This is a genomic window from Limnoglobus sp., from assembly GCF_059499385.1.
Window position 1 is genome coordinate 41799 of the sequence record NZ_JCABYM010000037.1, and the last position, 13997, is coordinate 55795.

Sequence of the window (13997 nt, forward strand, 5' to 3'; positions counted from 1 at the left end):
CGCGTCCCTCCCATGACTCACGGACCCGGCCGACCGCGGCCGGCTTCCTCCACGTACACCGGGGCCACTCATGTTCTGGCGTAACCCCTTCCTCCGCTACCCCTCCCCCCGTCACAACCGGAAGGCCCGCCGGGCGGCCGCGCGGATGAAGGTCGAGCAGCTGGAGGCCCGCGACCTGTTCGCGGCCAACCTCGTCAGCGTCGGGACGTGGACGCCGCAGGGGCCGGGGCCGATCCAGTTCGCCGCGGTCGAAGGGCTGACCGCCCAGAATAACCCGATGGCCGGGACGGTCGAGGCGGTCGCCGTCGGGCCGGACGGGAAGACGGCGTTCGTCGCCACGGCCGGCGGCGGCGTCTGGCGGACGGCCGACGTGACGGCCGCCAACCCGACCTGGTCCCCGAAGACGGACGACCTGCCGAGCCTGTCGATCTCGGACATCGCCGTCAACCCGATCGACCCGGCCGTGATCGTGGCCGGCACGGGCAGCATCAACAGCGAGAACCCGACCGGAGCGGTCGGCGTCTACCGCTCGACCGACGGCGGCGAGACCTGGGCCGTCACCGGCGGGAAGGAACTCGGCGGGTTCCCGGTCGTCTCCCTGGCGCTCACGGACGAGTCGGTCCGCGGCAAGGCCCCGCAGGAGTTCATGGCCGTCGCCGCCGGCACGAAGGACCTGCCCGGCACGGCGAACGACCGCCCCGGCGGGCTGTTCGAGTCGCTCGACGGCGGGCTGACGTGGAGCCGCACCCAGGACACGACCGGCGTGCTGCCGGCGGCCGTGTCCCCGTCGGACCTCGTCGTCGTGTCGTCGTTCCTGGACACGGCCCCGGCCCCGGACAAGTTCTTCCCGCGGACGTTCTTCGCCGCGTTCCCCGGCGTCGGCGTCTTCTCGTCCGCCGACTTCGCGACGTGGACGCCGATCCCGAACGTCGGCCTGGACCTGACGGACAACACGCGCATCCGGCTGGAAGCGGTGACTAGCAAGTCCACGAACCTGGTCAACGCCACGCACCTGTTCGCCGGGCTGGTCAACTCGAAGGGCGACCTGACGGGCATCCACCTGAACCGGCTGGACGGCACGAACTGGGGCGGCGACCGCGCGCCGAAGACGCACGAGGACTTCATCGACACCGAGCCGAACGTCCCCGGCCAGGACGGCGTGGCCGACACGTTCGCCGGCGTCATCAGCTTCGGCCGCGGGCTGACCAGCCTCTCGCTCATGGCCGACCCGCGGAACCCGAGCATCCTGTACGTCGGCGGCGACACGCACCCGGAACTCGACTCGATCCCGCTCCGGACGGTCGCCGGGAACGGCGAGTTCTCCGGTCGGCTGTTCCGGAACGGCGACCTCATCGTCGGGTCCGACGCCGGCGGCACGTTCCCGCACGCGGACTCCCGCGACCTGCTGTTCGTGAGCGTGCCGAACGGCGAAGACTACATCCTGGAGGCCAACGAGGGCGGGCTGTACCGGCTGACCGACCCCGGCCTCGGTTCGGACCCGTCCGGGGCGGAGTGGTCCTCGGCCAACGGCAACTTGCAGATCGCGAACCTCACGTCCGTGGCGTTCGACCGGGTGAACAAGCGGTACACGGCCGCCACCCGGAGCGACGGCGTCATCGACCAGCTCGCCACCGGCGGGGCGGCGTGGGAGGCGGCCGTCACCGGCACGTTCAACAACGACCCGTTCGACGCCGACCGGCTCAACGTCGGGTTCGGCGGGGCCGTCCTCGCGACCGCCGAGCCGGTCACCGGCCGGGCCGTGCGGCTGTCCGTCGGCATCGACCTGGAGGACGGCGTCCGCCGCGACTTCAATAACGCGAACCAGCAGATCGACATCGACCCGACCGTGCTGACGATCACGGACGGCATCGCCGACACGCTGTTCCGGTCCGGGCTGGCCGGCAAGGACGTGAACGACCCGGACGTGTTCGCCCGGCCGCTGGCGCTGAACGCCGCGGACGGCACGCGGGTCGCCGTGGCCGGGTACAACCTGTACGAATCGACGAACCTCGGCCGCACGCTGCGGCGGATCGAGGACCCGTCGAACACGCTGACCGGCGACGCCTTCACCGCGCTGGCGGCCGGCGCGGCGGGCCAGCCGCAGGTGCTGTACGCGGCGATGGGGAACCTCGTCGGCGTCCGCGACGCCGGGCCGAGCGCCCCCGGCGCGCCGCTCGACCGGGTGTTCCGCATCGACGGCGAGACGGACATCCTGGACATCGTCATCGACCCGCAGACCGCGAAGACGGCGTACCTGCTGACCGCCCGGAACGTGTACAAGGTGCTCGACGGCGGGACCGGGACGGCCGGCCCGCGGTTCGCCGCGATCACCGGCAACCTCCCCCAGCTGAGCGGCGACTTCCGCACCATCGACATCGTCGTCACCGGGGCTGGGCCGATGGTCCTCGTCGGGGGGGCGGGCGGCGTGTTCCTGACCGCCGGCGCCAACGACGCGAACCCGAAGTGGGAGGAGATCGGCCTCGGGCTGCCGAACGCCGTCGTCACCGACCTGCACTTCGACCCCGTCGCGAACCTGCTCTACGCCGCGACCGACGGCCGCGGCGTGTGGCAGATCGCGAACCCGGACTTCGTGACCAACCGCGGCATCCTGAGCGTCACCGGCACGGCCGGGAACGACACCGCCACGATCAGCCTGACGAAGGACGGCACGCGGGTCCGCGTCGTCCAGTCGGACGGCACGAACAAGCTGTTCCCGCTCGCCAACGTCGCGGAAATCCGCTTCGCCCTCGGCAACGGGAACGACACGATCACCATCGACGGCGCGAACGGCCTCCCCGGGCGGCAGAGCCGGTCGGCCGCGCCGTTCGTGTCGATCGCGGACGCCGGCGGCACGGCCGACGCGCTGGCGTTCGTCAACGTCGGCCCGGACGTGGCCATCGAAAAGACCGGGACGAACTACCGCGCCCTTGCGGCCGACGGCACGACGACGGCGATCACCACGGCGGGCGTCGAAACGCTCCCGCTCGCGGTGGCGAACCCGCTCGCCGTCCTCGGCCACGGGATCGAGCAGTTCCTCCGCGAGGCGGCGGCCCTCCGCGTCACGCCGCACGTTTCCGCGGAACTCTCCGGCCTCGGGCTGCTCGCGGCGCTCGACGGCGGGTCGAGCCTGATCCGCCGCGTGTTCGAGGACTCCGGGCTGCGGTTCGACGAACTCGGCACGACCATCGCGGACGCCGACGCGCTGGAGGCGCGGCTGCAAGGGGCGACGACGCTCGGCCCGGCGTTCGCGTCCGTCACCCAGGACGCGAACGGGCTGACGGTCAACTTCAAAACGCAAAAAGCCTTGTCCGGCCGCGGCGTGCTGAAAGCCGGGCAGGACCAGGGGTTCGCCGGCGTCGATCTCGTCGCCGACCTGAAGGCGACGGTGCAGCTCGACCTCCAGTTCGGCGTGGACCCGCAGGGCCGGTTCTTCGTCGGCACGAACAAGGCGAACGGCGCGGAGGTCGTCATCAGCAACCTGTCCGGGACCGTCACCGGCGACGCCCGGCTCGGGTTCCTCGGCGTGACGGTCACGAACGGCGTCCTCACGACCGACCCGACGGCCAACTTCGAGATCAACCTCTTCGACCCCGGCACGGTCGCGAACGACAACAAGCTGCTGCTCCACGAGGAGTACGACAAGTGGTCGTCGGCGAACGTCAACGCCGTGCTGCTGCCGGGCACGATGCCGGCCGTGCCGAACCTGAAGATCGACGCGACGATCGACGTGGCGGCGTTCAAGTTCCCGCTGTTCGACGACGCGAAGGTCAGCTTCGCGTGGAACGACTTCAACACCCCGGCCGGGTTCACCGTCACGCCGACGCTCGGGGCGAACACGACGGCCCAGCAGCTGATCGACTTCATCACCGTGAACGCCGGGCAGGTGGTGGCGGCCGTGCAGGGCCTCGCCACGAGCCTGGAGGCGGCGACCGGCACGCAGGTGCTGGACACGGAAATCCCGGTCCTCGGCAAGACGGTCGGCGAACTGCTGAGTTCCGTCGCGAAGCCCTTCGACCTGCCGCCGGAGGCGGTCGCGGCCACGACGATCGACGCCGCGGCCGGCACGTTCCGGGTGGCCGTGCAGGGCCTCGACCTCGGCACGGCCGGCGTCGCCGTCGGGCAGGCGATCATTTTCGTTGTCGGCGGCCAGGACAAACAAGGGACCATCGAAGCCGTCGAAGGGTCGTCGTTCACCGTGCGGCCGGCCGAGGGCGGCGTCTTCCCCGCCACCACCTCCACGACGTACCGCGTGCTCCGGCCCGGCGGCATCGCCGAGCAGTTCGACCGGTTCTTCGGCAACCTCGACTTCACCGTCCCGACGCTGCAAGACCTGATCCGCGACCTCGGGGCGAAACTCGGCATCGACCTCTTGTCGAAGGTCACGGTCGAGGGGACCGGCGTGGACCGGTTCATCAAGGTCCCGCTCGACTTCGCCCCGACGCCGCTGACGTTCGCGGAAACGCTCGACTTCAAGGGGGCGATCCCGTTCCTGGACCTGCAGACGAACACGGCGTTCGACGTGACGGTGACGCCGACGTTCCACGCCGCCCTCGGCATCAGCCTGGCCGCGAACAAGGCCGTCGGCGAGCGGTTCTTCCTGGTCAAGGACGACGCGAACGAGGTGCAACTCAGCGTCCGGGCGACCGCGACGCCGACCGCGACCGGCCGGGTCGGGTTCCTGGACGTGACGCTCGGGCCGGACGCCGGGCGGACCGGCCTGGTGGACGTGCGGGGCACGTTCGGCGTCAACGTCGTCGATCCGAACTCACCGACGGACACCCGCGTGACGCTGGTGGAACTCGCGACGAACGGGCTGAACCCGTTCTCGGCGGTCGCCTCCGGCAGCCTGAGCATCGACGGCCTGGCCGTGAAGGCCGGCATCTCGAACACCGGCGACCTCGGGCAGGTCACGCTGTCCCTCGACGGCACGAAGGCGGACCAGGGGCTGATCGCGGGCATCGACGACCTCACCGCCCTGCCCTCGCGGCTGTTGGCGAACACGACGGGGGCGGACACCTTCGCCAAGTTCGAGAACATCACCGGCCTCGACATCGCCGCCGCGCTCGTCGAACTGATCGACGAACTCGCGTCCCTCTCGAAGGCCCCCGCGCTGACCACGCCGCTGCCGCTGGTGAACAAGAGTCCGAGCGAACTGCTGACGCTCGCCGAGAGCCTCGTCACGAGCCTGAACACGCCGCCGGCCGACCTCAACACGGCCGACACGGCGGCCACGTTCTCGTCCGCGGACAAGGTGCGGGCGTTCCTAGAATCGAAGCTCGGTACGGCGGTCGGCCTCGCGGTCGATTCGCAGGCCGTGCGGTTCACGTTCGACTTCGGGGCGGCGAAGAGCAAATCGCTGCCGTTCGGGTTCGACCTGGGCACGACCGGCTCGTTCGCGAACGTGTCGGCCGCCGGCGACTTGACCGCGACGGCGACGGCCGGCATGAAGCTGACCCTCGGCGTGAGCACGACCTCGAAGGACGCGGCCGGCAAGCTGATCGCCCTCCCCGACCGCGTCTTCCTGGACGTAGCCGGCGACGACGCCACGACGTTCAACGTGGGCGTGACGCTCAACTCCGGGTACACCGTGGACGGCGTCACCGGCAAGGTGCTGACGTTCAACGCCGCCGCCGGGCCGATCGAACTCGGCGTCGTCAACGGCCGCGCCCTCGTCCGCGGCGGGTTCGGCGGGAAGTTGAACGACCTGCCCGGCTCCGGCGACGGCAAGCTGACGCTCGGCGAGATCGCGAAGGCCGCCACGACCGGCCAGCTCAACGCCCTGTTCGGCGCGGCGTTCGCCGGCGACGTGCAGGCCGTCCTCCCGCTCGACGGCAACGGCGACGGCGTCGCCGATACGCCCGGCGGCCCCGACGCGCTCGTCCGGATCGCCGGCAAGCTCCAGAACTTCGTCAACCCGCTCGACTTCACCACCCCGATCACCCCGGCCGCGTCCGCCGACATCCCGATCGCGAACGACAAGCTGAACGCGACCAGCGTGCTCGTCAACGTCGCGAACCTGGACGGGCTGATCGCGAACGGCCTGCTGAGCTTCTCGAACCTCGTCGAGGGGTTCGAGGACCTGCTCGAGTGGGGCCAGAAGCTGCTCGGCGTGGACGTGCTGGATCGCAAGCTCCCGATCATCGGCAAGAGCATCCGGGACGGGCTGAACTTCTTCGAGGGGCAACCCGGCAGCGTGTCGGCCGTGCTGACGCGGCTGCGGAACACGCTCAACTCGTCCACAACCCCGACGACGAACGCGGCCGTCGCCGCGCTCGCCGGCGTGGTCGCGGACGCGCTGCGGACCCTGCCGAACGTCACCGTCGTCGGGGACGCGGCCGGCAACGGCCTCGCCGTCGTCACGAAGGAGGACTTCTTCCGCGTCAACACCGACGGGAGCAAGGTCACCGGCGTCACGTTCTTCCTCCGCTACCAGCCGACGATCGCGGTCAACGCCCCGTTCGACCTCGGCCTCGACTTCCTGCCGCTGTCCGCGACCGGGGCCGTCGCCGCCAGCGCGAAGCTCGACGCGTTCCTCGGGTTCGGCGTGGACTTCGCCGACGGGTTCTTCGTGAAGACCGACTTCAGCGACGTGCCGCTGACCCCGTGGACGGCCACGACGCCGGAGGTCACCGCCACCGTCACGGTCGCCGCCAACCAGGACCTGACGCTCACCATCGGCGGGCTGAGCTTCACCGCGGACTTCAACCCGAACGTCGGGACCGTCACCGGCGTCGTCGGCATCGACCTGATCGGCGGCGCGGACAAGCGGATCACCGGGTCGGACTTCATCCAGGCGATCCAGAACCCGAAACAGTTCGTCGGCCTGAGCTTCAAGGTCGGGGCGCACGTGGACGTGCCGCTGAAGCTCGCCGCCGGCAGCGAGCTGCCGTCCGTCGAGGGGCGGCTGTTCTTCGACATCGGCAACGGCGGGCTGGTGGACATCTCCGCCGGGCAGCCGCTGTCGCCGACGGTGGCGATCAACGACGTGAAGCTGAACGCCGGGTCGTTCGTGGACCGGATCGCGAAGCCGGTGCTGGACAAGCTCGAGCTGTTCAGCCCGTTCGCGAAGGTCGTGGACACGTTCACCGAGCCGCTCCCGCTGCTCGACCAGAGCATCTACGACATCCTCCGCGGGCAGTTGGAGAAGGCCGGCAACACCGGGTCGGTCCGGGTGCTCGACTTCCTGGTGAAGATCGGCAACTTCATCGACTCCGCAGCCGACATGGCGAGCCAGAGCGCCGGGCTGTTCATCGACTTCGGCGACATCCCGCTCGTCGGCGGGACGAGCGCCGGCGGGACCGGCGGCACGGCCCAGCCCGGCGCGGGGACGCCCAGCTCCGTGGCCGGCGGGGCCGTCGCGATGGCGGCCGTCTCCAACCCGGACGCGACCGGCACCGCCCCCGGCGGGACGACGGACACGGCCAACATCCCCGGCTCCGGGCTGCCGCTCATCGGCTCGTTCCTCAAGGACCTCGGCGACCTCGGCATCGTCTTCCCCGTCCTGAAGGTCGGCAACCTGGTGAAGCTGCTCACCGGCCAGACGACCGACATCGTGTTCGTGAACCTACCGGAACTGAACCTCGACGTGGGGTTCGAGTCGCCGAACATCCCGCTGTTCAACTTCGGCATCCCCTACGTGGCCGACGTGAACGTCGCGGCCGGCTTCACCGTCGATTTCGGGCTGACGGTCAACATCTCCGCCGGGCTGGACACCCGCGGGCTGAACGCGCCGGACCGGAAGTTCCTGAATGGCTTCTACATCGGCGACTTCGACCCCGGAGAGAACCTGCAGATCGACCCAACGGACAAGGAGCGGAAGGAGGTCGTGCTGACGGCCGGCGTCGGCGTGACGGTGGACGCGGCCGTGCGGCTGCTCGGGTTCGAGGCCGGGTCGATCGCCGGCCACGGGAAGCTGTTCGGCACGCTCGGCGTGGACCTGAACGACGACAACGAGAACAACTACCCGGAGAACAAGAACGACCACGCCGTCCCGGCGCTCGACACGCGGTCCGCGCAGGACCGCAAGGACGGGAAGCTCTACCTGGACGAGATCGGCATCATCCGCGAGAGCCGCGGCGGGAAGGTGATCGCGCTGTTCGACTTCGAGGGGAAAATCCTGGCCGAACTCGGCGTCACCCTCCGCGCCCTCGGCGGGCTGTTCGAGAAGAGCTACGCCTTCGACTTCACGATCTACGAGTTCGAGAACGTGCTGCGGCCGGAGTTGCCGCCGTCCGGCACGCCGGACCTGGCGTTCGTCGCCCCGCGGGTCGTCGGCGGGGCGAGCAAGCAAACGCTCGTCCTCACCCGGTCGGCGGGTTCGACGACGGGCGACCGGGCGAACTTCGCCGCGTCCAACAGCGACGGCGGGGACAACGTCCAGGTCCTGCTCATCGACAAGAACGGCAACCCGGACGACGGGTACGACATCGCCACCCTGCCGGGGAACGGGTACACCGTCGCCACGGCCAGCCAGACGATCATCACGCCGATCCCCGGCACGAACCCGATCCAGGTGCAGTCGCGAACGGTCCACCGGCACACGGTCACGCGGGCCGGGACGGATTTCGAGGCCCAGGGGGTGAAGGTCGGGCAGCGGGTGAAGTTCTTCTCGACGCTGCCGACGCTCGCCGGGGAGACGGCGCGGTTCGCCACGATCACGGCCGTGAGCGGGAACACCATCACGTTCGAGCCGGGCATTCCCTCATTCCAGTTCGACGCGACGAAGCCGGTCAGCGTGGTCAGCGGCCGGGAGACGATCCGGGTGAAGAAGGGGACGACCATCGAGGACTTCGGGCCGGGCGAGGCGGGCTTCAACGAGGTGCTCGACATCAACACGATCCAGGCGATCATCGTGGACGGCGGGAACGGGGCTATCGGGTCGTTCGGCAACGGCGACGACGAGCTGCTCATCGACCCGTTCTTCCGCGGCACGGCCGTCATCCTGGGTGGGGCCGGGAACGACAACCTGGTCGGCGGCAGCGGCAACGACACGCTCGACGGCGGGGACGGGGACGACACGCTCGTCGGCGGCCTCGGCAACGACAGCCTGATCGGCGGCCGCGGCGACGACGAGATCGCCGGCGGCGACGGCAACGACGCCCTGATCGGCGACCGCAAGGCGACCCCCGGCGCGACGAGCCTCGCGGCCGACGGCGAGGGTCGGGACGTGATCGACGGCGGGGCCGGGAACGACGCCATCTTCGGCGACAACTCCGTCCGCACGACCGGCGCGGCGGCCGGGGCGAACGCCGCCGACCTCCTCGCCGGCGGCCTCGGGAGCGACACCGTCGCCGGCGGCGAGGGGGACGACACCGTCTTCGGCAACGAGGGGCACGACTCGCTCGTCGGCGGCGACGGCCAGGACAAGCTGTTCGGCAACGACGGGAACGACACCGTCTACGGCGGGGCCGGCAACGACGACATCCGCGGCGGTCTCGGCAACGACATGCTCTTCACCGGCGACACGACGTTCGCCGACCGCAACGGCGGCATCGACCGCGTCCGCGGCAACGACGAGACCGGCATCTTCCAGCTGAACTTCAACCCGTCTACCGGGATCGACGACGATCTCGTCAACGGCCTGGACTCGGAGTTCTTCTACTACTATGGCGGTGACGGCCGGGACACCGTCCTCGGCAGCGCGAAGTCGGACCTGATCTTCGGCGCGGCCGGCGGCAGCGACATCATCGGCGGCGGCGGGTTCGACCGCATCACCGGGTCCGGCAAGAACGACCGCATCGTCGGCGACATCGGCCGGATCGACAACCTCTTCCTCCCGGACGACTACCTCGCGTCCCTGCCGCCGGTCGGCACCGGCGGCGACCTCATCAGCGGGCTGGGCGGCGGCGACGCGATCCAGACGTTCAGCGGCGACATCGTCGGCACCACCGTCGTCGGCGCGAACACGAACACGAACACCCCCGGCACGCTCGACTTCGGCGGGGCGTCGGCCGGGCTGAACTTCAACTTCGACCTGACGACCCCGCAGGTGATCGACTTCGACAACGTCCGCGGCTCCGTCGTCACCGGCGGCGTGGACAACGTCATCGGCAGCGCGCTGGCGGACGCCTTCACGCTCCAGGTGTCCACCCGGCCGCGGGGCGTGGACGCGGGCGCGCAGCCGGTCGGGCTGCGGGACGCGGCCACGATCGACGCCCTCGGCGCGAACGTCACGATCCGGTCGAACAAGGTCCAGGCGGACGGGTTCCAGCCCGTCACGCTCGACAACGTCGAGACGTTCCGCCTGGTGAACACCGGCGGCACCGTCACCGTCGTCGGGACCGGCGGGGCGGACACGCTCCGGCTGTTCGCGGCCGGCGGCGGGTTCCGGTACGAACTCAACGGCGTGGAGGTGGACCTCGGCCCGGTCGCGAAGTTCGCGTTCGACGCCGCCGGCGGGAACGACCGGCTCATCCTCGACTTCGCCGGCGGCAACCCGATCCCGGCCGGCGGCATCACGTTCACCGGCACGGGCCGGGGCGACCCGGCGGACGTGCTCGAACTCCGCGGCACGAACGTCGAAGTCGCCGGGCAGACGGTCGGCAGCTCACCGACGGCCGGCACGGTCACCGTCGGCGGCCGGGCGGTCGGCTACTCGACCGTCGGCAACGTCCTCGTGTCCGGGTTCGCGAAGCACACGCTCGCGCTCGAAACCGACTTCGGCCCGGTCCGCGTCGGCTCGACGACGAACCGCCTCGGCGTGCCGGAAACGACGGTCGCCAGCGAGACGCTCGTCTCCGGCCGGGCCGTGACCGTCACGCACGTCACGCTGTCGAAGGTGGCCGCGGCGGTCCTGGAGGTCGGGACGAACCTGGTCCGCGGGTTCGACAACCTGAGCGCCGCCGACGTGCGGGTCGGCCCGAACGGCGTGCCCGCCGGGCTGTCGCTGACGCTGCTCACCGGCGGCGGGAACGACACGCTGACGGTCGAGCCGGCGGCCGGCACGTTCACCTGGGACGGCGGGACCGGGACGGACACGTTCGTCGGGACCGGGGACGTGAACTTCACCCTCCGCGACGACCGGGTGACGGTCGGTCCGGCGGCGGTCGTGCTCCTCGCCGGCGGCGGCGTCGAGACCTTCCGGCTGACCGGCGGGGCGGGGGCGAACGGCTTCACGCTCACCGCCTTCGGCGGCGACGCGACGCTCGACGGCGGGGCCGGCACGGATTCCGTTTCGCTCAACCTGACCGGCGGCCGCGTCGTCGCCGTCGATCCGCTCACGCTCTCCGCGAACGTGGTGACGAACGCCGCCGCGACGGGTGCGCGGATCGAAGGGAACTACGTCGTCCCGGCCGCCCGGACGATCGCCGTGGCCGACGGCCCGGCGGCGGACGACTTGATCTTGAACGCGGCGCTCACCGGGGCGGGCGGGCTGACGCACGCCGGGGCCGGCAGCCGCGTCTTGAGCGGCACGCCGGCGAACGCCGGGGCGACGACGGTTTCCGCCGGCACCGTGACGCTCGACGCGGCGCTCGGCTCGGCGATCAGCCAAACCGGCGGCGTGCTCGCCGGCGGCGGGTCGGCCAACGGCCTCGCCAGCACCGGCGGCACGATCCAGCCCGGAACCGCGACCACGGCCGGGGGGCTGGCGCTGACCGGCCCGCTGTCGGCGACGGCCGCCACGACGTTCGCGTTCGGCCTGCACGGCACATCGCCGGGCCGGACGCACGACGCCGTCGCCGTCCGCGGCGGCGTGACCCTCGGCGGGGCGGCGCTCGAGGCGTCCCTGTCCGGGTTCACCAGCGCCGTCGGCAACCAGTACGAGGTCATCGACAACGACGGCACGGACGCGGTCGTGGGCACGTTCGCCGGCCTGCCGGAGGGCGCGCCGCTGACCGTCGGCCGGAACACGTTCCGCGTCAGCTACCGCGGCGGGACCGGGAACGACGTGGTCCTCACGCACGTCAACACCGCGTCCGCGTTCGCCCAGCGGCGGGTAACCGGCGCGGCGGCCGGCGAGCTGGTCGAGCTGCACGGCGTCCCGGTGGACGCGGACGAGCTGGACGACTTCCGGCTGACCGTGAACTGGGGCGACGGCACGGCTCCGGAGACGTTCGTGTTCGCCCCGCAGACGCCGGAGGTGACGCTGGCGCACCGGTACGCCCGGCCGGGCAAGTTCAACGTCGCGCTCCAGTGGACCGACCAGCACGGCGGGGGGAAGGCGGACACGCTAGTCGCGACCGTGACGCGGCCGCTGACCGGCCCGCAGGCGGCGACGTTCGCGAACCCGCTGACGCCGGGGAACGCCAAGATCGTGGTCCGCGAGCGGGACGGCACGGAGCGGTTCCGGGCGGCGGCGTTCGACCCGACGTTCGCCGGGCTGGTCGCCGTCGCGACCGGGGACGTGACCGGCGACGGCATCGACGACGTGATCGCCGCGGCCGGCAACAAGGGCGGCCCGCGGGTCCGCGTCACCGACGGCGCGACCCGGCAGACGGTGGCCGACTTCTTCGCCTACGAACCGACGTTCCGCGGCGGCGTGTTCGTCGGCCTGGGGAACCTCGACGCCGACCCGGAACTGGAACTCGTCACCGGCACGGGCGTCGGCGGCGGCCCACGGGTACGGGCGTTCGACCTGGCCGGCGGCGCGGTCACGCCGGTCGCCGACTTCTTCGCCTACGACCCGTCGTTCCGCGGCGGCGTGTACGTGGCGGTCGCGGACGCCGACGGCGACGGCCGCGGCGAGATCGTCACCGGGACCGGCAAGGGCGGCGGGCCGCACGTCCGCGCCTTCGACGCGGCCGGGACCGTGGTAACCGAGTTCCTCGCGTTCGACCCGGCGTTCCGCGGGGGGGTGACAGTCGGGGCGTTCGACGACGTGCTCGCGGTCGGGGCCGGCCCCGGCGGCGGCCCGCTGGTGAAGCTCTACCGGGGGCCGGCGCTGGCCGAGCTGCGGACGCTGGTGGTGGACGACCCGGCCGACCGGGCCGGCCTCCGCGTCGCCGTGGCGGACGTGGCCGCCGACGCGGCCCCCGACTTGATCGTCACCCTGCCGACCGGCGAGACGACCGTGTTCTCCCTCGACGGCGAGGAGATCGGCTGAGTCGTCGTAAATAAATCCGACTCGACGAGCGGCCTCGGAAGCCGCTCCTGAAAGAAAGAGGTGTGGTAGCAGATCGACGCAACTGGACGTTCGACTGAAATGCCCGGCGTTTCCAGTGAAGCCGGTGGGGATCGAACCCACGACCCGCAGATTAAAAGTCTGCTGCTCTACCAGCTGAGCTACGGCTCCGACCATCTCGTTTTACGGACACCCATACCCCTGCCAAGTGTTCGCGCCGCCGCCACGGATTCGCGCGCGAACCTCCTGGGCGAAGGCCGTGTCCGTGCGGAACGAAGCCGCGGCGCGTCCGCCGGCCGCGGCTCGAATCATCGGTCGGCGGGTTCCCCCATACCGATCTGCACCTCTTGCCTGTCAGGGCCGCCGCATGATCGTTATCGCGCTTCCGGGTTTCACAAGAGGCCCGCCCCCGGACGACTGACATGGAACCACAACCGCCCGCGCACCCGCGCGGGCGGTTTCGTTTTCGGCGAACCCGGCCCCCGCCGGCCGCGTCCTTGTACCCGATTGCTCCGGGTAGCTCAGCGGTAGAGCGGCAACGACGGTTGGCACACCCTTGCCTCCCCGGCCGAAGCTCAACTGTTCTCGATTTCACTCGGCAGGTCGCGGGTTCGAGTCCCGCCCCGGAGCCTGCTCTCGTGGCGCAAGGGTAGCGCACTGGAAAAGGCGGTTCACACCCACCTTGCCCCTCGGGGCCGGCCGTGAATTGTTCTCGGAATCCAGGCATCCCGGTTCGAGTCCGGGCGGGAGCACTGCGGGCCGGAGGCCCAGGGTTACCGCGAAAAGTGCCCTGCGCCGTCAACTCGCCCGCTGTTTTCGAGTGACCGCTTTCGTGGTGTCAGTGGCAGCACGCTGGCTAACGATCCGTGTCGGATTTGCCCTCACGGGCCGGAACGGGATTGTTCTCGCTAGGGGGGCCAGAAGGACCGGTTCGATT

General features: G+C 71.0%; 1 protein-coding gene and 2 tRNA genes. 2 read left to right on the forward strand and 1 reads right to left on the reverse strand.

From position 1 onward, the window contains the following. Window positions 1–70 precede the first annotated feature (70 nt). Window positions 71–13042 (forward strand): hypothetical protein, encoded by a 12972-nt coding sequence (locus AC5JJ2_RS06075; RefSeq protein WP_495857073.1) that lies wholly within the window; start codon window positions 71–73, stop codon window positions 13040–13042. Window positions 13043–13158: 116 nt separating this feature from the next. Here AC5JJ2_RS06075 and AC5JJ2_RS06080 read toward each other — a convergent pair. Next, a tRNA-Lys gene (locus AC5JJ2_RS06080) sits at window positions 13159–13231 on the reverse strand. Window positions 13232–13569: 338 nt separating this feature from the next. On the opposite strand from AC5JJ2_RS06080, the gene AC5JJ2_RS06085 reads away from it, so the two are divergent. Continuing rightward, window positions 13570–13691 (forward strand) — tRNA-OTHER (locus tag AC5JJ2_RS06085). The last annotated feature ends 306 nt before the right edge of the window (window positions 13692–13997 follow it).